Source organism: Flammeovirga sp. OC4 (genome assembly GCF_000812565.1).
In the GTDB taxonomy this organism is placed as follows: Bacteria; Bacteroidota; Bacteroidia; order Cytophagales; family Flammeovirgaceae; genus Flammeovirga.
Genome location: NZ_JTAM01000009.1, coordinates 147,609 through 170,459, shown reverse-complemented (window position 1 = coordinate 170,459; position 22,851 = coordinate 147,609). Strand labels below are relative to the sequence as shown.

At 34.4% G+C, this 22,851-nt stretch carries 16 protein-coding genes; 5 read left to right on the top strand and 11 right to left on the bottom strand.

Translation table 11 applies throughout. The features are described from left to right. Positions 1-11: 11 nt before the first annotated feature. The 4 genes from PL77_RS09125 to PL77_RS09110 all read right to left on the bottom strand — a co-directional run bounded on the left by PL77_RS09125 (position 12) and on the right by PL77_RS09110 (position 7,943). A complete protein-coding gene (locus PL77_RS09125; RefSeq protein WP_044203976.1) occupies positions 12-1,457 on the bottom strand; it encodes an FISUMP domain-containing protein in 1,446 nt (481 codons plus the stop codon). A 59-nt stretch (positions 1,458-1,516) separates the two neighbouring features. Then, complete coding sequence (locus PL77_RS09120) at positions 1,517-2,944, bottom strand: RagB/SusD family nutrient uptake outer membrane protein (protein WP_044203975.1); 1,428 nt, start codon at positions 2,942-2,944, stop codon at positions 1,517-1,519. Between the two features lie 13 nt (positions 2,945-2,957). Beyond that, entirely contained in the window at positions 2,958-6,026 is a 3,069-nt protein-coding gene (locus PL77_RS09115; RefSeq protein WP_052444279.1) for a TonB-dependent receptor, read from the bottom strand. A gap of 174 nt (positions 6,027-6,200) precedes the next feature. Continuing rightward, positions 6,201-7,943 (bottom strand): hypothetical protein, encoded by a 1,743-nt coding sequence (locus PL77_RS09110; protein WP_156152301.1) that lies wholly within the window; start codon positions 7,941-7,943, stop codon positions 6,201-6,203. A 487-nt stretch (positions 7,944-8,430) separates the two neighbouring features. Between PL77_RS09110 and PL77_RS09105 the strand changes: the two genes are divergently transcribed. Further along, on the top strand, positions 8,431-9,585 hold the full coding sequence (locus PL77_RS09105) for a helix-turn-helix transcriptional regulator (RefSeq protein WP_082026460.1): 1,155 nt from the start codon (positions 8,431-8,433) through the stop codon (positions 9,583-9,585). Positions 9,586-9,614: 29 nt separating this feature from the next. Here PL77_RS09105 and scpB read toward each other — a convergent pair whose 3' ends face one another. Both scpB and PL77_RS09095 read right to left on the bottom strand, forming a co-directional pair. Beyond that, positions 9,615-10,208 (bottom strand): SMC-Scp complex subunit ScpB, encoded by a 594-nt coding sequence (gene scpB / locus PL77_RS09100; RefSeq protein WP_044203969.1) that lies wholly within the window; start codon positions 10,206-10,208, stop codon positions 9,615-9,617. Positions 10,209-10,275: 67 nt separating this feature from the next. Further along, positions 10,276-10,653 carry a TraR/DksA C4-type zinc finger protein gene (locus PL77_RS09095; RefSeq protein WP_044203968.1) on the bottom strand — a complete coding sequence of 126 codons (378 nt, stop codon included), beginning with the start codon at positions 10,651-10,653 and terminating at the stop codon, positions 10,276-10,278. Positions 10,654-10,816: 163 nt separating this feature from the next. On the opposite strand from PL77_RS09095, the gene PL77_RS09090 reads away from it, so the two are divergent. From PL77_RS09090 to purU, 4 genes are all read left to right on the top strand, one after another. Continuing rightward, positions 10,817-11,689, top strand: coding sequence for a DUF4178 domain-containing protein (locus tag PL77_RS09090; protein ID WP_044203967.1), 873 nt, complete (start codon positions 10,817-10,819; stop codon positions 11,687-11,689). 130 nt (positions 11,690-11,819) lie between these two features. Next, entirely contained in the window at positions 11,820-12,560 is a 741-nt protein-coding gene (gene lptB, locus PL77_RS09085; RefSeq protein ID WP_044203966.1) for an LPS export ABC transporter ATP-binding protein, read from the top strand. 205 nt (positions 12,561-12,765) lie between these two features. Then, positions 12,766-14,277 (top strand): GH3 auxin-responsive promoter family protein, encoded by a 1,512-nt coding sequence (locus PL77_RS09080; RefSeq protein ID WP_044203965.1) that lies wholly within the window; start codon positions 12,766-12,768, stop codon positions 14,275-14,277. A gap of 6 nt (positions 14,278-14,283) precedes the next feature. Beyond that, positions 14,284-15,156 carry a formyltetrahydrofolate deformylase gene (purU, locus tag PL77_RS09075; RefSeq protein WP_044203964.1) on the top strand — a complete coding sequence of 291 codons (873 nt, stop codon included), beginning with the start codon at positions 14,284-14,286 and terminating at the stop codon, positions 15,154-15,156. Between the two features lie 64 nt (positions 15,157-15,220). Here the strand turns inward: purU and greA are convergent, their stop codons facing one another. From greA to PL77_RS09050, 5 genes are all read right to left on the bottom strand, one after another. Beyond that, the gene (gene greA / locus PL77_RS09070) at positions 15,221-15,691 is read right to left on the bottom strand and encodes a transcription elongation factor GreA (RefSeq protein ID WP_044203963.1); all 471 of its coding nucleotides are present in this window, start codon (positions 15,689-15,691) and stop codon (positions 15,221-15,223) included. A gap of 107 nt (positions 15,692-15,798) precedes the next feature. Then, positions 15,799-16,308: an NADH-quinone oxidoreductase subunit J gene (locus PL77_RS09065; RefSeq protein ID WP_044203962.1), complete on the bottom strand. Its 510-nt coding sequence runs from the start codon at positions 16,306-16,308 to the stop codon at positions 15,799-15,801. Further along, complete coding sequence (locus tag PL77_RS09060) at positions 16,308-17,018, bottom strand: 4Fe-4S binding protein (RefSeq protein ID WP_063769007.1); 711 nt, start codon at positions 17,016-17,018, stop codon at positions 16,308-16,310. Before PL77_RS09060 ends, PL77_RS09065 begins: the two co-directional genes overlap by 1 nt. 217 nt (positions 17,019-17,235) lie before the next feature. After that, positions 17,236-18,423, bottom strand: coding sequence for an efflux RND transporter periplasmic adaptor subunit (locus PL77_RS09055; protein ID WP_044203961.1), 1,188 nt, complete (start codon positions 18,421-18,423; stop codon positions 17,236-17,238). Positions 18,424-18,435: 12 nt separating this feature from the next. Next, positions 18,436-22,791, bottom strand: coding sequence for a CusA/CzcA family heavy metal efflux RND transporter (locus PL77_RS09050; protein ID WP_044203959.1), 4,356 nt, complete (start codon positions 22,789-22,791; stop codon positions 18,436-18,438). Positions 22,792-22,851: the final 60 nt, after the last annotated feature.

The window sequence follows — 22,851 nt, the reverse complement described above, 5'->3', positions numbered from 1 at the left end:
AATTTTAGCCCTTATTGTTTTTCACGTACATAGCGAACAGTCATACCGTTGAAATTGGTATTCATGACAGCAAATCCTACATTTGGAATGGATGTATTCATTACGAAAACATATCCCATTCCCGTATTTGGATTGATATCTGAAGTCATAATCAAAGTTTCTTTTTCCTGACCTTTAAAAATGTGTCTGAATGCAGGATCAGATGGATCACTGAAAGACAAATAACCAGGATAGTTGATTTCCAATCCGGACTCACCTCCTACTTTTAAGGCTTCTTTTGCATATAATTCACCGCCATATAGACGGATCACATCATCTAATTCGATAGCAGTAGGTAACCTCCAGCCTTCAGGAGGTCTGCTCATTGCAGCTCCTAAATAGTAAAGACGTCCATAGCGTTTTCTTTCCTCCTCATCATCAAGTGGATGTCCGTCTTGAATTAGTGCTCTGTAACCATATCCATAATACCATGACATATTACCTGGATCTTCAGCATAATTGTAGTTGTCTGCCATCCATTCTAAGCCATTGATTTCAACAAAACGGTACTCTTGATTGTCACGTTCGTCAACCCAAACACCCCATTTTCCTCTGAAACGAAGTTTTACGGTATCAGCTGAGACAGTATTGCCAATTTCCACTTTCCAGGCTAATTCATATTCAGTATCTGGGTCCCCCTTAAATAAAGAGTGAGGAAGATTATTATGGTAAATTTCACCGTTTGTACCGTTCAATAAAGTCCAGCTGCCTGTTGCTCCAGCGGGTAAAAAGGCCTGTAATGTATAATACTTTTTCTCATCACTATTCAAGTCTGTAATGATATCTAATTGATCATCACCTGCAAAAGCTTTGAGCTCATCGGTTACAAAATCTAGTTCTTCTGAAACGATTTTATTTCCAAATGATAAAGTCCATTGTACTTTATAAGCACTATTTTTTACACCAATAAAAGCAGCTGTGCTATCATTGACCATTTCAATGCTTCCGCCTTCACCTTCTAAAATAGTCCAACTACCAGCAGCACCATATTTAGGTGCCGCTGCAGTTAAGTATGTCGATATATTATGAAAAAGTGTATCCTGAGGTATTTCTGTCAGAATGGAAGGCTTAAGTTCCTTATAAGAAACTGTGATCAAGTCCGTTTTATATTGGTCTCCTTCAGTGACTTCCCAGATTAACTGATAAGTTACGCCTGGCTCACCATAAAACTTTGAAGTTGGATTATGAATATCTTCAAAGCTTCCATTATCCCCAATATAAACTTTCCAAGTTCCTGTTTGTCCCTTGTCAACGGGTCTTGCTGACAATTCCACCATGTACCCTTCACTTTCAATATCCAGAAAGCTTGGGCCTGCATCAGGGGTTATTTTTACGATATCAGTATCATTTTTACAACTAAATCCGAAGACTAGCAATAAAAGCAGACTGATACTTTTTTGAATTAGTCTATTGTTCATTACGAATTCCCATTTAAGCAATTGTGATGATAGTGTAGATCATCAATTGGTTTAGTTATTTAGTACCCTACATTTTGATCCGCCTCAGAAATGTTTGTGTTTACATCAATTTCTGATTGAGGAATAGGGAAAGTCATTCGGTAGTAATCATAATCATCTGCAGTGAAGTTGAATTTTACCCAGTGGTCTCCTTCACGAACAAATGGTAATTGACGTCTTTTGATGTCATGCCATCTAAAGCCTTCACCGAACAACTCTTTTCTTCTTTCCAATAGGACTTCGTCGATCAATTCTTGTCCAACGTTCTTACTCTTTGGCACTCCAGGGTAAGCTCTTGATTGAATCACATGTAATGCATCTTGTGCCTTAGAATAATTTCCTAACTCCGCTTCACACTCTGCTTCTATTAGGTACATTTCTGAAGCTCTAATTACAATTCGTTCTGCATTACCTACAATTCTATTATGACCAAATTTTAAAATGAGATTTCTATTTTCATCAATTTCTTCCTCTTTCAAAAAGAAGAAAAATCGTAAGTCCTCAGTAGAGAATTTTTCAATGAATTTATCATTTGCTCTCATCGAGCTATATCCACCTACTGGCCAGTAGAAAGAAGGTAAACTTAGGTATACATTGTTGTCTTCTTCAGTGTAGGCGATTGTGAAAATAGTTTCCGAATTTCTACTCATAAAACCTCCGTACATTTCATTGGCAGTCATAAGGTCTAAATCCTTATAAGCGTTTTGAGCATGTTCCTTAGCGCCTTCCCATTTTTCTTGATCAAGGTAAGTTCTTGCCAATAAAGCATGAGCTCCTTTTTTAGAAATAAAACCTTCATCTATATCATTGGGCTCTAATTCAGGTAATAACTCCACTGCTTTTAATAAATCAGACTCAATTAAATCATATACATCTTGAATAGGACTTCTTCCTGGATCTTCGGCTTCAATTGGAAGAACTTGGTCTACAATCATGATGGACGGAGCCATGTTGTTACGTTTGTAAGCGGGAGCATACATCTGTACCAATTTAAGGTTTACATAAGCTCTTAGTGCTCTTGCTTGTCCTTCAAGATTGTCTTTTTGCTCTTGAGTAGCATCCGGAATATTATCTATATTCTCAATGATTTGATTGGCATCAAAAATGATTTTGTAACCGATCCACCAAGGACTGTTGATGTAGGAAAATGTAGGTAGTAAGTTCATCTGATATACATCTGTAAACCAGTTCCAGTTGTCTTCAGAATTGATCATTACATCTTCACCCATAATGTCTGACATGATCGGATTGTAAAGACCATCAAAATTAGGAGAACTTAATTGGTCATATGCACCTACTAATGCAGAGTGAGCACTTGAATATTTGCTAAATACATCCTTTTCCTTTAAGGCAAAACTAGGCTCAAGTTCTAGAAAGTCATTTGTACATGAAAATAAAAGACTTAATGAGAATAGGGCGATTATACTCTTTTTAATGATTGTGTTCATATTGTTTTTCTCCTTAAAAATCTAAATTGAAACCTGTTGAAACTACTTTCACACCTGGGATGTTACTTCCCGTAACTCCATTGATACTCATCTCTGGATCAAAACCTTTATAGTTCGTTAATGTCCATAAGTTTTCTCCAGATACATAGGCCCTCAATCCACTGATCCCCATTTTATTGCAAAGTCTTGATGGTAGTCGGTAAGCCAAAGTCACATTCTTTAATCTGACATAAGAACCATCTTCTAAGAAACGTGATGACATTTCATTTCCACGATCAGTATTATTGACCACATAACGAGGTACGTTTGTATAAATATTGTCAGGAGTCCATGCGTTAAGGGCATCAGCCGCTAGGTTATTTCCAGGTGCTTGACCATCGTGCATGTTTGTAGCATAGTCGTGATTATACACCTTATTTCCATAGCTATAGGAGAACAATAGACTCAATTCTAGATTCTTATATCCAACACTGTAATTCACACCTCCAAATACAGTGGGTAAAGCGGTACCCAAACGTACTCTTTCAGCATCACCGTATTCGCTTGTCACTAATCGATCAGAACCATTAGGGTCTTGGAATGCTGAAGCAGGTAATTCAGTACCATCTTGGCCTGTGTAATTCACATACCATAGCGGTTTACCATTTGAAGGGTCAACACCCGCCCACTCTGTAAGATAGAATTGGTATAAACTTGCTCCTTCTTCTATTAGTTTAGTACCAGATACAACTTGTTCTGTTGTTAATTTTAAAACAGTGTTTTTATTGGTTGAGATATTGAAACCAATAGTGCTGTAGAAGTCTGAGTTTGTTTTAATATCATAAGACATCGCTACTTCGAAACCTTTGTTGTCCATTGCTCCTAAGTTGGTAAGAACCGATCCGATACCTTTGGATGCAGATAAAGGTTTTGAGTATAATAATCCATCTGAATGACGAATATAGTATTCGGCAGATAGTGTTAAGTTTCTAACTAATCTAGATTCAAAACCTACGTTGAAGTTGCTAATTTTTTCCCATCGAATATCTTGGTTATCCAATTGCGTTGGAGTCAAACCTGGGAAGCCACTGTAATCAGCTCCACCACCGTATAAACCTAAGAATGAATAGTTGCCGATGTTATTATTACCAGATGTACCGTAAGAAGACCTGATCTTTAAATGATTGATCCACGATATGTCTCTCATGAAATTCTCATTGTTGATTCTCCAACCACCACCAATTGAATAGAAAACACCATATTTGTGATTTTGTCCAAACCTTGAACTACCATCTGTACGGATACTACCACTAAAATAGTAACGGTCTTTAATATCGAATTTTGCTTGGCCTAGGTATGAAACTAATGTCCACTCCGTTGTAGAACTTGATGGTTTTGAAGGTTGAGAACCCCAAAGTAGATCATAATATCCATCTACTGCAAACCCTGTAACGCCACTTGATAATGATGCAATACTTTGTCCTGCAGCTTCCTGACCTGCTAATAATGTAACAGAGAAGTTTTCTCTATAAAGGTTGTAGTTGAATAAGTTAGAAACGTTCCATGTTAAGTTATCAGATTGTGACATTACACTTCTACCGTCTACACCTTCTCCATTACCATGTTCTCTATTGTAATAATTTAGACCTTTATTGATTGAATTATCAATGCCTAAGGTTGTTTTAAATGATAAGCTTTTAGTAAAGTCAACGTTCAAATAAGAATTTAAAACACCTCTTTTTGTTTCGTATAAGTATTTATCTTTTTCAGCTAAGCCAACTGGGTTAAAGTCAAGAACAGCTTTGTTATCCCAGTTGTAAGTACCGTCATCATTATACACGGGAGAAGCAGCATTAATTACTTCAACTGATCTTACAGGGTTAGAACCTTGACTTCCATTAGGAGGAGCGTTTGTTTTTGAGTAAGATAACATTGAGTTGACACCTGCAGTCAAGAAGTCATTAATTTTGTGAGAAACGTTTACCTTACTCGTATATCTTGTATAATCAGAACTTAATATAATTCCAGTGTCATCATAATAACCAAGTGAGAAAAAGACTTTAGTTAAATCATTTCCACCACTAATATTTAAGTTATGATTATTGACTAAACCATTCTTATAAAGTTCATCTCTCCAATTAGTGTTAGTATGTAAATGTGTTCCATCGATCACTTTTCCGTCATCACCTAACGGTCTTTCTGAACTAAAAGGATTGAAACCTACAACACCTTCAACATTTTCATGGGCATGCTCTATAGCTTCTTCAGCAGAAAGGTTATCATTCAACGCTCTATTGTATAAACCTCTCCAACTATGTTCATAAATTTGGCTTGAATTCATTAATGCATAGCCATCAGAAATTCTGCTAGAAACACCAAACTGAGAGTTCAATGAAATTTTAGTTTCACCTGATTTACCTTGATTTGTGGTAATAAGGATTACACCATTAGCAGCACGTGAACCATATAATGAAGCCGCGGCCGCATCTTTTAATACAGTAATACTGGCAATGTCATTGGGGTTAAGGTCAGTAATAGAACCAGTCATCGGTACACCATCCAATACGTATAATGGAGCACTACCCGCACTGATTGAGCCAATTCCTCTAATTCGAATTGTTGCAGCAGAACCAGGTTGTCCTGAACTACTTGATACCATTAAACCAGGTGTAGTACCTTGTAATGCTTTATCAAATGAGGTGACTGCTCTATCTTTTAAAACTTCGTCATCGATCGTTTCAGCCGAACCCGTAAAAGCTTCTTTTGTAGTTGTTCCATAAGCAACAACCATTACCTCTTCCAAGTGTTGAAGGTCTTGTTCCATTGTTACATTAACAATAGATCTGTTATTTACTCTTTCGTATTGAGTAGCCATACCAATGAAGGTATAAACTAAAGTGGAAGTGTCAGAAGGAACGGTAATTTGATAGTTACCCCCCATATCAGAGACAGTAACAATATTAGACCCTAGAACTTTAATATTTACGATAGGCAGTTCTTCACCTTTTTCGTCTACAATTTTACCTCTTACAATTCTGTCTTGTGCAAACAAAGCAGCTGTAGTAAATGATTGTAGAAGAAAGAATAATAATAAATTCTTCATTAAATAAGATTTGAATTGGTAGTATAAAACCGAGTTGAAACGCTCAGGTTAGATAAATTTTGATGGATTTTATAAGCTGGATTTAAAAAGAAAAGTGATTGGGGGCACCACAGATAATTTGTTGTGATGCCCAGTTACAAAAGCAGTTATTGCTTTTTATCAAGTAGTGTATTTTTAGTCACAAGAAGTCAACAATTCTTCAATTGTAGCATTTTGATCTTCAACATCTTGATGCCATCCCCATTCATTCATTGCTTGGATGTAAACTCTGTAATTTGGATTACCTAATTCATCGTTTTTGATTTTTGTAAGAAGAGTTGATAAAGGACACAATGAAACATTAGTATCTTCAGGTAATTGTAATGAAAGATAAGTATAGTCTTCAAAACCAGGTTGTAATCTTTCCAATGCATTGAATGCGTTGAAGTCTGTTACTACACCAATGTTTAAACGAAGACGAGTAGCTACTGTCATTGCTGAGAAACCTTCAAATCTTACAACGTCTGTAGAGAATATACCAAAACCACCATCATCAGCTGCTGGGTTTTGAATATTGATTGTGATGTCACCACCTAGTAAAAGGTTTGAGAAGCCATTGAACCAGCTTGTTTTTTCGTAAATATAAACCTTAGTGTTTTCAGATCTGAATTGAGAAACTGGAACACTTGCATCTGTTACATTATTAAAAATGTCTAATACAGTTAGAGTACCATTGTTATTAAATGAAATTTCAGCTCCAGTAATTGTTGTTACAGCATTAAATGATTCAATAGAAGTCAATGCACTGTTACCTGAGATAGAGATGTTACCTTTAATTTCAGTAAGATTCTCAAAACTTGGGAAAACTTCAAAACCATTAGTACTTGTAGTAGAGAATGTACCAAGGCCTGAATCTGGAGTGTTTTGAAGAAAATCAATATCTCCATGAATTGATGTTACATTATCAACAACAAGGTTTACAAGCGAATGATTATATTTCAATTCAAAGCCACCAAGATGTGTACCTGAAATATTGATATCAGTGAATTTAGTTTTTTCAAGCTTTAAATTTCCTCCAACATTACCAATATTTAGAGTACCAGTACCGCCATATGCAACTGTTAGATCGCCTTCAGTATCTACATCTGAAATATTCACTGAAGCTAAAGAACCATAATGATTATAAGTAGGATCTTCTGCCCAGAAACTATTAATCGATAATGACTTCATATAAGCTAATGCATCAAAAGAAACTGTTTCTAAAAGAAGGTTGTGGTTGATTTCAACATTTCCTGAAACAAAAGCAAGCTTGTCAGCGACTAATGAAGTTTGCTCTGCATTGTCATTGTTAAACCATCCACCAGCAACAGTAAATAAACTTTCAAAAACAACTGTTCCTTTTGCTGAAGAAACTACTAAATCACCACCTACTGTTTCTAATGCAGGAAGTGTAATATCCATTAGGTTAGATAAGTGAATGTTTCCGCCTGTTACTCTTAGGTTCGCCAAAGCATTCAATTGTTCCTCTGTTGTAACTAAGATATTACCTGTTACAATTGAAGCTCCTTGCGCAGTGTATTGAGCAAAGTTTTCAGGAGTTAATAAATCACCATAATAAATAGAGCTGCCACTTTCAGCAACTTCATCATGGATAGACTTCAAACTATCTGAGATGTCATTATATTGATCTGAAAGTTTAGAATTTTCAGCAATGAGACTGGCCATCATGTCATCCATATCTTGAATTTTTTCAAGTAATGTATTCTGATGTTGCTCTTTTAATGAAGCAAGTTCGTTGTCTAAACTATCTAAGTTGGAGTTTAGATCTTCTACTTTACCGCTTAAGTCATCAATTTGACTTTGAATGCTGTCGTCTTGACAACTTACCATACAGCTAGAAATTGCTAGTAATGATAGTACGAGTTTGTTGCGAAACATAATTTAAAAAGTTTAAATAAATAGAAAGGAGTTGTATCTCTCTTTAGTAATTTTTTGTAAATTTTCGTTAAAAATATGTTTCACCCTAATTTACAGTAGTCCAAGTTGTGTCACCGTTGTTATTGGTACAACTTCCATGAGTGGTACAGTTTCAATTCCACGAGTGGTACACCCTAAGTAGCTGTTAGTTTGTTACTTAATATTACTTCATCTTTTTTTCATTAGTATAGATGTTAGAAGTGATAAATGGGCTTCAAGTGAGATTTAGGTAATTATTAGCTTATTCTAACATTCTAAATGATGTTTTTTAGTCAGACGATATTTACATTTGTATTTGGAGGTTTTTGCTATTTAAGAATAGAAAGTCTCCCCATTCAATAAGGACTAAAACCATCTCATAGCTAGTGTGTAATCATTTTGTGTAACATTTTATTCAAACTTTGATTATGATTCACTAGGCCGTATAACTTACAAAATAATAGCATTCATGATCTTAGACAGTATTTTTCATTTATCACTACTAATTGGAGTAATATTATCTTTCTTACTTTCGATGTACATTTTTTTTGTTCCACCAAAAAATCCTTCTAACACTACTTTGGGAAGTTTGATTTTGGTTTGGGCTACAACAGTGTTTGTCTATGTTTTTAAATCAGATGAGTTTTTTCTTGAATATCCTCATCTCTATTCACTCATTGATCCTATAGTATTACTCTTCTTTCCGCTGATGTATTTTTATATCAGGTTTTATTTTACACCCGCATCAAAATGGAATTATAAACTTTTACTACATTTCCTTCCTGTATTGTTTTACTTCCTGGCATTTTCACCCTTTCTGATATTACCATCCCATGAGAAGGTTGAACACCTCACCAACGGGTTACCAGAATGGTTTTTGCCTTATAGTTTATTTTTCGATTCTATTATCATCGTACAGGGCGTCATTTATTCATTGAAATCAGCAAAGATTCTCTATCAATATCATGACACCTCAAAAATATCAGAAGACTTTAGATGGTCTATCCGATTCATGAAGTTTTTCATATTTAGTAATATCTTTCTTTGGGCTTTAGGTACCGCTGGCGTAGTACTTCAAATCCTAAAAGTACAGGTAACCATCAATTTTTTCCACTTCTTCTATTTTGGTTTAACTTGTTTAATGTTGACAATTGGTTTTTGTGCCTTTAAATGGCCAGAATTATTCTTACAACTTAATACAGTTATGGAGGAAGAAGCATCAATAAAAACCGTTGTTGCTAAAGAAGAGAGTGTGAAAGTTCAAGACGTTGAGGAAACTCAAAGATTAAATGAAGAAAGTCAACTTTTGTTAGATTTGATTGAAGAGAAAAAACCGTATTTGAAGAATGATTTGAAAATGCAAGAGTTGGCAGATATCACTGATTTTTCTTACAAAAAGATATCCCAACTCTTGAATAATGAATTGAATACTTCATTTTATGAGTTGATGAATGATTTTAGATTGAAAGAAGTATTGAAGCTTATTGATGAAGGAAAGCATATTCAGTACAATTTACCTCACATAGGTGAACAGGCAGGTTTTAACTCTAAGACTACATTTAATAGAATATTTAAACAAAAAATAGGTCAAACACCTTCTGAATACATTAAGAAACTTGGGTAATAAGAGTAAAAGTTTTTGGGTGATAATATTTATGATTTGGAGGATTCTTCTGTAGTAGGTTGAACATCGTCTGGCCCATCTCCTAAATCTTCTTCAGAAAATTCTTTCGGTGATGGTAAATCTCTTAAAGTTGTGATTCCAAAGTATTCTAAAAATTGATCAGTGGTTCCATAAAGCATGGGCCTTCCAATTGCTTCAGACTTTCCTTTCATCTTCACCAATCCTCTATTAAGTAGTTTTTTCATTGCGTAATCACTACCTACCCCACGGATTTTTTCAATTTCCCCTTTGGTAATTGGCTGTTTATAAGCAATGATTGATAAAGTCTCTAAGGCAGATCTTGACAAACGTTTTTTAGATCTATTTTTTAAGAAAGTATTGACCACATTACTGGTTTCTTTCTTTGTCAAGAAACTGTACCCTTCTCCACTTTTGATGACTTCAAAAGAATAATCTTTACGCTTATATTTTTTGATTAGTTTCTCGATATTTTCAAGAATCATTTCTTTAGTGATTTCCTCTACCTCTAAAGTTTCTTGAAGTGTATTAAAAATTTCGTCAACTGATACGGGTTCGTTAGAGACAAAAATTAGGGATTCAATTGCTATATCTATTCTTTCCATAAAAAAATATGACACTTGGTATCTGTCATCAACCAAGTGTCATTAAAATTAATTAATACCTTGTAAATTAACTTCTTTTCAATTTAGCTTCAATCGAATGTTGTGTGTGCGGAACTGCACGTAAACGATCTTTAGAAATTAAGTTTCCAGTATCCACACATACACCGTAAGTACCATTTTTGATTCTTACTAACGCCTTTTCTAATTGGGTTCTGTATTTTACTGTTCTGGCAGCTAATTGGTTTAACTGCTCTTTTTCAAAGGCATCTGCTCCATCTTCTAGAGTTTTCCCACCTGTGTGATTAGAATCTTGACCACTAGTATCTTTGGTAATAGAATGTTTTAAATGTTCAAGTTCCTTATTAGTCCTCTCTAGCTTCTTATTTAAAAGGATTTCAAACTCCTTTAAATCTTCTGCAGAATAGCGTAATTTTTCAACTGCCATATCTAAAAAACGGTTAAGGTAATATGATTTTACAAAGTTAATGAATATAAATCTAAAAAAATCGTACCATAAGAGTATTCGAGAAAAATAAACTTAAAAAATAGAATTAAACTCATTATTATTGTGTAAATATAAACTATTAATCTGAATTCAGACTTTTTTTATGAAAGAGAATATAGGAAAATATTTAGAAAATAATTTTTGGCCTAAATTATCAAAAGAGAAATTAACCACTGAGAAAAAAAAATACGAACTAGCATTACCTGCTCAAAAAAAAGTAACATTCTTCAAAAAAATAGAGGAAGAGTTTTACAAATTTGATGTAGTAAGAAAAGGGATTGTAGCTGCAAATGTACTTGCGTTCATGTATGATTCAGATGTCTCTTTCGCGTTATTCGCAGGATCAGCGATTTATCTTTTCAATCAAGCCAAAAAAATTAAAAATACTCCAGAGAAGGTATTCAATCTTATCTCTGGGCATCAAATACATACAAATAATCCTACAAAAGCTTTCCAAAAAAGGTCTTTCAATTATGATCCCACATCAATTGGTATAAATGATATACAATTAGGTTATTTATTAGACTATGATCTAAAGACATATCAAGTTGTAGAGCACTATCAGTTGAATGCCAATAACAATGCGGAAGAAGAGAAAATTGTACTATTATCAGGTATCAATGAACTCGTTGTTTTTAAATATTTCGATCAAGTGAATCTGAAAATTAGAGTCACGGAAAAGGTGAATATTTATAGTATTGATGAAAGTTTAGATACGGAAATACTATTAAAACAACAGCCTAAATCTATTCTTACCGTTAATGGGAAGAAGTTCTATCGAGATACCAACTATGCAGGTTCTTTTTATTCCTTTACAGAAAATAAAGTAACACATAAATATGCTCGATGGGATTATTATGATGAAAGCCGTGTTGAATACTTGGCAATAGAACAGGTTGGGGCTAAAAATTTCCATGCTTATATTGGTAAATTAGTGCACGAAACAGCCTTTTCTGATATTTTACCCAAGAAATGACTGTTAAAAAAAGTTAGCTAACTTTAAGGTTAGTCAACCACCAAAAAATTATATTATTTTTGAGGGAAAATTTGAGCAATACCTATTATATTTCCTCAAATAAAAATTTAGAAGATATTATTTTTATATAATGATACTAAAAGCAGATAATCTTATTAAGCAGTACGGTAAGCGTACAGTAGTTAATGATGTTTCTATTCAAGTAGAGCAGGGAGAAATTGTTGGTTTGTTAGGGCCAAACGGTGCTGGTAAAACTACATGTTTCTATATGATTGTTGGGTTGATTAAGCCAAACAACGGAGAGATTCATCTTGATACAGAAAATATCACGACACTTCCAATGTTTAGACGTGCTCAGAAAGGCGTTGGTTACTTAGCTCAAGAGCCATCGGTTTTTAGAGGATTGACTGTTGAAGAAAATATTATGTTGCCTTTAGAAATGGAGAAGATTTCTAAAGAAGAGAAAAAACAAAGAGTAGAAAACTTATTAAATGAATTTTCTCTTACACATGTTCGTGACAACTTAGGTATGTCTCTTTCAGGTGGTGAAAGAAGAAGAACAGAGATTGCACGTACATTGGCAACAAACCCAAGTTTTGTACTTCTTGATGAACCTTTTGCTGGTGTTGATCCTATCGCAGTAGAAGAAATTCAAAGAATTGTTTACAACTTGAAAAAGAAAAATATTGGTATTCTTATTACTGACCACAACGTAACAGAGACTTTATCAATTACTGATAGAGTTTATATCTTACAAAGTGGTGTTGTATTTAGAGACGGTACTCCTGATCAGCTTATCAATGACCCTGAGGTTAGAAAAGCTTACTTTGGTGAATACGCTGAATACAAAAAGAAAGATTTTTCTGAGTAAGAAAGCCATAAATCATGATAAGGACGCTCAGTTGGGTGTCCTTTTTTTGATACCCAAAATTTTAATATTACTTTAGTAGTTAGCTTGAAACTAACAAGATGGACAAACATCAACAGTAGTAACTCATTTTTTAAATACCTGTGATATGTTGGGTTGCTATGGTATAGGTTAGTTTCTTTAATGATCTAGAACTATCTTTTATTATATGGAAATACTTACTTCTGCTATTAGCTGGATTTCAAAGAGAAGAATGCATCAGATTGAGCATTTTATGATGCATCCTATAGAAGTGCAAGATCACCTATTTAATGATTTAGTATCAAGTGCTTCCCAAACAGAATGGGGTAAGAAGTATGGCTATAGTTCTATTAAGAATATTAATACTTTTGATGAAAGGGTTCCAATTTCAACCTATGAGGATTTGAATCCCTACATTGAAAGAATGATTCGTGGAGAACAAAACATCTTGTGGCCTACTAAGATTACCGATTTTTCTAAATCATCAGGAACTACAAATGCTAGGAGTAAGTTTATTCCAGTTTCAAAAGAAGCATTGGAAGACTGCCATTATAAAGCAGGAAAAGATTTGGTGACAATATACCTCAATAACCATCCAAACTCTAAAGTGATGTTTGGGAAAAGTTTGGGAATTGGAGGTAGTATTCAGAAAAATCACCATTATAATGATAGTTTATTGGGTGACGTTTCTGCTATTATCATGAAGAATCTCCCCTTTTGGGCAGAGTTTATGAGAGCTCCTAATTTGGAGGTAGCATTGATGGATGAATGGGAATCCAAGATTCAAAGGATTGCAGAAACAACAATAGAAAAAAATATTACAAGTATAGCCGGAGTTCCTACTTGGACATTGGTTTTATTTGAAAAAATACTAGAACAAACTGGCAAATCATACTTGTCAGAAGTTTGGCCTAACTTGGAGGTGTTTTTCCATGGTGCAGTAGCTTTTGGACCTTATAGAGAAACATTTAAAAAGTTGATAGGAAGAGATGACATGCAATTCATGGATGTCTATAATGCTTCTGAAGGTTTCTTTGGTATACAGGATACTACTAACGACGACGAACTTTTACTACTCCTGGATTATGGTGTTTATTATGAATTTATACCTATGTCTGAGTTTGATAAAGAAAATCCAAAAGTAGTGCAGTTAGCAGATGTTGAAATTGGAAAGAACTACGCTATTGTTATTACTACAAACGCAGGTTTGTGGAGGTATTTGATTGGAGATACAGTGCGATTTACCTCAAAATATCCGTATAGAATAAAGATATCTGGCCGTACTAAACATTTTATCAACGCATTTGGAGAAGAAGTAGTAATAGAAAATGCGGAGGAAGCGATAAAAGCTGCATGTAAAGCTACTCAAGCAGAGGTTAGGAACTTTACCGCCGCTCCAGTTTATCTACAAGAAGGTCAAAAAGGTGGTCATGAATGGGCCATCGAATTTAAACATACTCCTAATGATCAGCATTTGTTTATTGAAACACTTGATAAAAAATTGAGAGAGGTCAATTCAGATTATGATGCAAAGCGTTATAAAGACATCGCTTTAATTGCTCCAAAAATTCATTTTCTTGAACCTAAATCTTTCTATAATTGGATGAAGTCAAGAGGCAAGTTAGGAGGACAAAACAAAGTACCTAGATTGGCTAACCATAGAGAATATTTAGACTCTTTATTAGCCTCATTAAAATAACTAAACATGAAACAACAAACACAACCGAAGACGGCCATCTTATTGATGCATTGTCCGGATCAAAAAGGAATTATATCATATACAACTCAATTTATTCACGAAAACCAAGGCAATATTATTTACCTTGATCAGTATGTTGACCGTGAAGTGGGACGTTTCTTTATGAGAATTGAATTTGAAATTGATTCTTTCTTAATTCCAAAAGATAAAATTAGAGATTATATAGAAACACTTTTAGCTAAAAAGTTTGATATGACTTTGAAGCTCTACTTTAGTGACCAAAAGCCTCGTATGGCTCTTTTTGTCACTAAAATGTCTCACTGCCTCTATGATATTTTATCAAGAACGGACTCAGGAGAGTTACAAGCTGAAATTCCTATGATTATCAGTAATCACCAACACTTGAAAAAAGTTGCGGATAAGTTCAAGATTCCTTTCTATCATTTCGAAATGAATAAGGAAAATAAAAAAGAACAGGAAGAAGCTCAGTTGAAATTAATGAAAGAACATCATATTGATTTTGTTGTTTTAGCGAGATATATGCAAATTCTTTCTCCTGAATTTATTAAGAGCTATCCAGATAAGATCATTAATATACATCACTCCTTCTTACCTGCATTTGTGGGTGCAAAACCTTATCATGCAGCACATGAAAGAGGTGTGAAAATTATTGGAGCCACTTCACATTATGTAACATCTGATTTAGATGCAGGTCCAATCATCGAACAAGATGTAGCTAAAGTAAGTCATAAGGATACTGTAAAAGAACTGATCCGTAAGGGTAAAGATTTAGAAAAAATTGTCTTATCTAGAGCACTTTATCAGCATGTTAACCGCAAACTGATGACGTATAAAAACAAGACAATCATATTTGATTAATAAAACAATAAAGGGTGATACATTCATTTGTATCACCCTTTATTTTTATGCTTTAATTGGAGGTCTATAGAGAAATATCTAAGATCTCAAATTTCATCATTCCTCTAGGAGTTTTTACTTCAGCAATCTCCCCTACTTTTTTACCTACTAAACCTTGTGCAATAGGAGAATCAATTGAAATTTTATTTTCTCTAACATTCGCCTCTTTAGCTGATACTAATGTATAAGACATCTCTGCACCTGTTGGAGCTTTAATCTTAACAGTACAAAGAATACCAACTTTTGAGTTATCTAATTTTGACTCATCTATAACTCTTGCGTTTGCAATTAGGTTCGCTAAATTGGCAATCTTAGCTTCTAAATGGCCTTGAGCATCTTTCGCTGCATCATATTCAGCATTCTCACTTAAATCTCCTTTATCTGTCGCTTCTGCAATCTGACGAGCAATATCAGCTCTCCCTTTCGTTTTGAGCTCGTTTAGTTCGTCTGATAACTTTTGAAGGCCCTCAGCTGTATAATAAGTAACTTGTGCCATAAGTTTTATATTTATCTATAAATGAAAAACGATCCAAATAAATTAGATCGAATTATAATCGTGTAAGAAAACAAATATATGTCTTCTTCTATTATTTAGAAAGAATTTTATTGATTATCTAATGATTTATCAGCTTTACCAGCTACGAAAACTGTCCCTATTAATACCACTAATAAAAGGATAGCTGTCAATTCAAATGCAAAGATCTGATCGGTCATAAAACTGACACCTAAATTAGATGTAATTCCTTCGTTATTGACTGTATAATCTCTATCCAGGTCTTCTTCTAAAATTCCAAAAGCCAAAATACCAAAAAGTACTGCTCCAAATAAGAAGCCTATAAAAGTTCTCTTTGAACCACTATCCATTTCATGATCAATAGAGTTTTTGGTATACATCACTCCAAATAATAAAAGGACTAATACACCTCCTATATAAACCATCACTTGAGTAATAGCAATGAAATCAGCACCTGAAAGTACAAATAAACCTGCTACACTTAATAATGAAAAAAGTAAGTAAGCGGCATTATGGATAACGTTCTTTGTGAAAAATAAAGCGAAAGATGATAATGCAATTACCCCTATAAAAAAATAAAATACTATTAGTTCAATCATTATTTCTTTTTGATCACTTTTGGTCTGAATTTCGGTTTTGGAGCTGCTTTCTTCACGGGTTTTGCTTCCTCCTCCTTTTCTTCAATATTAGCAACAGGAGTTTTGGCAGCAGTAGTACCTAACTTGGCGGCTTTCTTTTTCTCTTGTTCTAAATCATAAAGTCTATTTTTCTCCTTCACTTCCTCAGGAGACATATTTGCAAAACCATACGTTAGACTACGCATATCTAACTCACTATAATCATATGATTTAGTCATTGTAAGGCATTCTGTTGGGCAGACATAAGTACATAAACCACAAAAGAGACATTTTGCCATATCAATGTCAAACTTGGCGGCATAAATACGTTTTGGAGTACCATCAGAACACTCACCAATCACTTCCGAAGATTTGATCGGTGCTATATCAATACAATCTACAGGACAGATTTTTGCACATTTATCACAAACGATACAATCATCTATCTCAAGATCTAATTTATATCTACCATTATCAGGAACAGGCAATACCTCTTCAGGGTATTTCAGTGTTACGATCGCATTTTGTTTCTCAAAATAATTATCATCACTGGTTCCTATAGGATCTCTCCTTTCATTTTTCAAAGCATCTTTAAAGTGGTCGATAGTAATTTTCAGACCATGTTTGGATGTATTGAATGCTTCTTTAATATTTCCGAAGTATGAATTATTTGCTCCTATTTTTTTACTCATTCGCAAATCTTTATAATAATTATTGTAAAGTTAATAATTTCTTGGAGTTTAATAACCGTTTGAGAGGAAATTATGTTTTGGAAGATTTAATGTTTTAATACTGTTGAACTTCTGTTTACTGTCTGCTATCCAAAATGAATGAAGATCTTTAATTGAAAAAAACGCACCCGAAATAATAAAAACCTCAGGTGCGTTTATAAAATAGAACTAAAAAGTATTAATGATGATGTTCAGCCTCCGCCTTTTTCATTTCTGCCATTAAATAATAAGCGTTGTTTAATGCGACTTTTTGATCCATATTGAAATCATCAAGAAAAAAAATCTGAACATATCCATTGTCTTTACTGCCAGTAATCACTTTATGTGCTTCAAATGAATATTTACCTCCTTCATTATCAACAGTAAAAAAATACATATTCCCACCTTCTTTTACCAAAGCCTCTTCGGGAAGTGCTGAAGTGAAGGTATTATTGATCATAATTTTCCCTTTACAGTACGTTCCAGGAATTAATCCTTCTTTACTGCCGTCAATATCTGCATGTAGATGAATTGCTTTCGGGCCTTCTTCAAATGATTTTCCCACGTTGAAAACACTTGCCTTCATTTTCTGTTTAGGGTTCACTTCAGTGGTAAAAAAAACATCTTGTCCAACTTTTATTTTAGAGATATCTTTTTCAAAAACCATCAAATCGACATGAATGTCATCTAAATTGATCACTTCAAACATCTCTTTTTGAGGATCTACATACTGTCCCGTTTTTACCTCAACTAATTTGATGTACCCACTCATAGGACTAATTACAGGAACGTTTTCATAAATGTATCCCTCTTTTATTTTGTTCAGGTTTAAATGAAGCATCCTCAACTGAGCCTCTAACCCTTTCACCTCTCCTTTTGTGGAGAAGAAATCGGAAGAAGCTTTTTGATATTCTCTACCAGAACCCACATTTTCATCATAAAGTTTTTTCTGTCTTTTGAACTCTTCTTCTAGAAAAATTAATTGATTCATCTTCGTAACATAATTAGTTTGAAGTTTGATTAGGTTTGGGTGATTTAGATATGCTAGAACTTGGTTCTTCTTCACCTTTTCTCCTTCAATCACATTAATTTTTTTGACATTGGCTCCAATGACAGCTGTAACAGAAGCCTCATTTTGAGGAGGCACTTCCAATGATCCGTTAGTCAAAACATAATCACCGATATTGATTTCAGGAATTTTACCAACCTGCATGTTCAAGCTTTTAAATTGCAGCAAAGATAAATGCACTTTATTTTCATGGTCATCATGCTCTCCTTCTTTATGAGCATGTTGATCGCTTTCATGTTGATGACTAGAAGTAGACTGACAACCCAATGTTGTTAATCCCAGAGTGAGACAAGCTAAAATATATTTATAGTAATTCATTGTAATTTCTTTTTATTGACCTGTAATGTACTCTAACTCAATCATTGCTTGATTGAAGTTATTTAGGGTTTTAAGGTAATTGTATTTTAAATCCAGGCTTTGGTTAATGTTCTGGAAATACTCTATATAATTAATGGCACCATGTTCAAAGCTTTTCTGAGCATTTTGAATGATGTGATCAACTTGTGGAAGTGCTTTATTTTCATAGTAACTCAAACTTCCATTGAGTTGATTGATCTGCTGTTCAAGTCGAACATAATCACCCTCTAATTGAATTTTATATTGTTGTGAACGGGTGAGTGCATTTTGAGCTTTTAGTTTTGAAGCGTTGACTTTTGCCTTGCTTGAGCCATAAAAAATGGGGATGGCTAGGCCGACTGACACACCTTGAAAACGATTGGATGAATTGGCTACGCCACCTTCATTAGAAAGTGGAACCCCGTTCATTGAGTTATTAAAGTAACCTAGCTTTATGCCTGGAAGCATTTCTGCTGAAGCTACTTTTTGTGCTGCTTCAGCAATATTTACTTGCTGTTGAGCAAAACCTAAAGTGGGGTTATGATCTATTGAATAAGAATTAAGAGTACTTTTTTTCTTCAATTTTTCGGGCTGGAATTGTAAACCCAAAGTGTCTTGCAACAATACCCTTAATGTATTCTTCTGAATAGTGATATCAGACTTCAAAACAAACAACTTATTCTCAATTTCCATCACTTGAGTTTCAGCAGAAGCCTTTTCTAGATAGTTGGTGGCTTCTGTTTCAAAACGAATAGCGGAAGCATGTAAAAACCTTTGATATAAACTATCCTGATATAACATCAAATCATATTGCTCATTCAAATAACTTAATTGATACCAAGCCTTTTTTATTTCCCTTTTCACTTCCTGTTGAGTCATATTGAGTTTCAATTCACTTCCGATTGTATTCTCCTTAGCCCAATCTTTTTGGCGAGAATAAACGGTAGGAAATTCAATACGTTGTGAGATTTCAATACCTAAATCATTTCTGAAAGAATTGTATTGACCATAAGTGGAAGTCACTTCTGTCTTTTGAATACTTATTGCTTGCTTTTTTCCTAATTCAGCAATTTCAATTTCAGAATGAGCGATTTTTATATTACCATTTTGTTGTAAACCAATAGCAATTGCTTGATCCAAAGAAGAAACGATTGGAGTATCCTGAGCATACGTTTGATTACCGGTAATAAAGATTAAACCACCTATAAATAATGCGATAACCGGTTTAGGGTTCATTTTCTTTACACTTGATGTTTCAATCATAGCATATAAAATAGGGAGAACGATTAATGTCAAAAATGTTGATGTAATCATTCCTCCAATCACAACTGTAGCTAAAGGTTGTTGCACCTCTGCTCCTGCTGAAGTGGAAATAGCCATTGGCAAGAAACCTAATATATCGGTTAAGGCAGTGAGTAAAATAGGACGAATCCTACGTCTTGCACCTATTTTTATACGCTCCATTAAGTTATCTACTCCTTCGGTTTTTAATTCATTCCACCCTTCTATCAAAACCAAACCGTTAAGTACTGCAACACCAAATAATACCACAAAACCTACTCCTGCAGAAATACTAAACGGCATTCCTCTAAGCCACAATGAAATGATACCACCAATGGTTGCAAAGGGGATTGCCATGGCAATCATAAGTGTCTCCTTTATTGATTTTAAAGCTAAAAAGAGTAAGATGAATATGGAGAAAAGTGCTATAGGCACAACGATTTTTAATTTTTTTGAGGCTCTTTCAAGGTTTTCAAATTGTCCACCATAACGAATAAAATAACCAGCAGGCAATACTAGTTCTTGCTCTAATTTTTCCTTTATGTCATTTACGACAGACTCAATATCTCTACCTCTTACCATCAAACCAACATAAGTTCTACGTTGAGTATTATCTCTACTGATTTGCATTGGGCCGGGCTCATATACCACATCAGCAATTTGATAAAGCGGAATTTGGTGACCATTTGGAAGGTTTACATAGAGATTCTTTAAATCATCAATATCACTTCTTCTACTTTTCTGGAACCTCACCACTAAATCAAACCTTCTCTCACCTTCGAAAATCATTCCTGCAGATTTTCCAGTAAAAGCTGTTTGTACTAAATCATTGAGGTAATTAATATTCAAGCCGTATTGAGCAACTTTATCTCTATTATAATGTACCACAATTTGTGGTAAGCCTGCCGTAGCTTCAACTCTTTTATCTGCTACACCTTCTATATCACTAATGATTGAACTGATCTCTTCCGCTTTTTCTGCCAAAATATCCAAGTCTTCTCCATAAAGTTTAATGGCAACATCCTCTCGCACTCCAGAAATCAACTCATTAAAACGCATTTCAATGGGCTGGGTAAATTCAAAATTAATCCCTGGAACCATTGAAACTTTCTCTTTAATTTTTTGAATCAATTCTGGTTTTGTTGTGGCACTAGTCCATTCACTTTTAGGTTTTAGAATAACCAAACAGTCCGCGACATCCATCGGCATAGGGTCAGTAGGAACATCTGCTACACCTATTCTACTCATGACTTGTTCTATTTCAGGAAAATTTTCCTTCATGATATTTTCAATCTTCGTTGTAGCCTTAATGGTCTCTTCCAAAGAAGTTCCCGGCTTCATAATAACATGATATGCAATATCTCCTTCATCTAATTGTGTCATAAATTCCCCACCTAAAGTTGAGAAAATATAGAATGTAGCTCCCAATACTGTTATGCAAGCCACAATAATAAACTTTCCTTTTGCGAGAGATTGTAATAAAATAGGCTCATATGCATTTTCTATTGAGGCTATGATTTTATCTCCAAAGGATTGCTTGTTTTTATATTTGACATTGATAAAAAGAGAAGAAACCATTGGTACATAAGTGAGACAAAGGATCATCACACCAATCATGGCAAACATAAACGTCAATGCCATTGGAATGAACATCTTACCTTCTACTCCTTCCAAAGTGAGTATTGGAGCAAATACAATAAGGATGATTAATTGACCAAAAAAGGCTGAATTCATCATTTTTGTAGAAGCTATTTTGCTCACCTCATTTTTTTGATCCTGATTCAAACCTTGGTTGTTCACTACTTTTTTATGCATCAGGAAGACTGTTGATTCAACAATAATAACAGCCCCATCAACAATAATCCCGAAGTCAATTGCACCTAAACTCATTAGATTGGCCCAAACATCAAACAAGTACATCATCATAAAAGCAAAAAGCAGTGATAAAGGAATCGTAGATGCTACTACAAGTCCTCCTCTCCAATTGCCAAGCAAGAGTACCAATACAAAAATCACAATCAAAGCACCTTCTATCAGGTTATTGGAGACAGTTGAAGTTGTCTTTTCAATGAGTTTATTCCTAGCAAGAAATTCCTTTATTCGAACACCGTCGGGAAGTGAGGGTTGGATAAGTTCTACCCTTTCCTGTACAGCCTTGATTACTTCATTAGAATTTGCTCCTTTGAGCATTAAAATCATACCGCCCACAGCTTCACCTTCACCTTCTTTGGTTAGTGCCCCATATCTTACTGCCTTACCAAATTGGACTTTTGCTATATCACCTATATGTACAGGTATACCGTTTTCATTTTTAACGACAATGTTTCTAATGTCATCCAATGAACGTATTAAACCATCTCCTTTAATGAAATTTGCTTTATGATTCTTTTCAATATAGGAAGCTCCTGAATTTTGATTATTCAAGGTCAAAGCATTATAAACATCAGTAATAGTGATGTCCATTGCATTGAGCACATCTGGGTCGACAGCCACTTCATATTGTTTAATATTACCACCAAAAGCATTGACCTCTACAACTCCAGGCACCATAGCCATCTGTCTTCTGATGATCCAGTCTTGAATAGATCTTAAATCTGTTAAAGAATATTGGTCCTTGTAAGCGGAATCAACTTCTATTGTATATTGATAGATTTCACCAAGTCCTGTACTAATTGGTCCGACAAAAGGTTCTCCGAATCCGGTAGGAATATTTTCCTTTACTTCGGCCAGTTTTTCAACAACTAATTGTCTTGGAAGATAAGTACCTATCTCATCTTTGAATACAATGGTTACAAGTGATAAACCTGAGCGGCTCACCGATCGTATTTCTTCCACATCGGGTAGATTGGACATTGCCAATTCTACAGGGTAGGTTATAAATTGTTCAATTTCTTCAGTTCCTAAACTAGGAGCTTGTGTTATAACTTGTACTTGATTATTGGTGATGTCTGGTACGGCATCAACAGGTACTTTAGTTATTGACCAAATACCACCGCAAATCCAAGCCATGATAAAAACGCCAATAACCAGTTTATTTTTTATTGAAAATGATATGATACTACTTATCATCTTTCTTCTGTATTATTGATTGTATATAAAATTCCCATTCAGGTAAAAAGCTTATTATTT

Excerpts from the sequence above, each read along its gene's own strand:
- scpB (WP_044203969.1), bottom strand. The coding sequence starts at position 10,208 with ATGGAAAGAATAGATATAGCAATTGAATCCCTAATTTTTGTCTCTAAC.
- PL77_RS09065 (WP_044203962.1), bottom strand. The coding sequence starts at position 16,308 with ATGATTGAACTAATAGTATTTTATTTTTTTATAGGGGTAATTGCATTA.
- PL77_RS09090 (WP_044203967.1), top strand. The coding sequence starts at position 10,817 with ATGAAAGAGAATATAGGAAAATATTTAGAAAATAATTTTTGGCCTAAA.
- PL77_RS09125 (WP_044203976.1), bottom strand. The coding sequence starts at position 1,457 with ATGAACAATAGACTAATTCAAAAAAGTATCAGTCTGCTTTTATTGCTA.
- PL77_RS09095 (WP_044203968.1), bottom strand. The coding sequence starts at position 10,653 with ATGGCAGTTGAAAAATTACGCTATTCTGCAGAAGATTTAAAGGAGTTT.
- PL77_RS09050 (WP_044203959.1), bottom strand. The coding sequence starts at position 22,791 with ATGATAAGTAGTATCATATCATTTTCAATAAAAAATAAACTGGTTATT.
- PL77_RS09060 (WP_063769007.1), bottom strand. The coding sequence starts at position 17,018 with ATGAGTAAAAAAATAGGAGCAAATAATTCATACTTCGGAAATATTAAA.
- PL77_RS09105 (WP_082026460.1), top strand. The coding sequence starts at position 8,431 with ATGATCTTAGACAGTATTTTTCATTTATCACTACTAATTGGAGTAATA.
- lptB (WP_044203966.1), top strand. The coding sequence starts at position 11,820 with ATGATACTAAAAGCAGATAATCTTATTAAGCAGTACGGTAAGCGTACA.
- purU (WP_044203964.1), top strand. The coding sequence starts at position 14,284 with ATGAAACAACAAACACAACCGAAGACGGCCATCTTATTGATGCATTGT.
- PL77_RS09120 (WP_044203975.1), bottom strand. The coding sequence starts at position 2,944 with ATGAACACAATCATTAAAAAGAGTATAATCGCCCTATTCTCATTAAGT.
- greA (WP_044203963.1), bottom strand. The coding sequence starts at position 15,691 with ATGGCACAAGTTACTTATTATACAGCTGAGGGCCTTCAAAAGTTATCA.
- PL77_RS09055 (WP_044203961.1), bottom strand. The coding sequence starts at position 18,423 with ATGAATTACTATAAATATATTTTAGCTTGTCTCACTCTGGGATTAACA.
- PL77_RS09115 (WP_052444279.1), bottom strand. The coding sequence starts at position 6,026 with ATGAAGAATTTATTATTATTCTTTCTTCTACAATCATTTACTACAGCT.
- PL77_RS09080 (WP_044203965.1), top strand. The coding sequence starts at position 12,766 with ATGGAAATACTTACTTCTGCTATTAGCTGGATTTCAAAGAGAAGAATG.
- PL77_RS09110 (WP_156152301.1), bottom strand. The coding sequence starts at position 7,943 with ATGTTTCGCAACAAACTCGTACTATCATTACTAGCAATTTCTAGCTGT.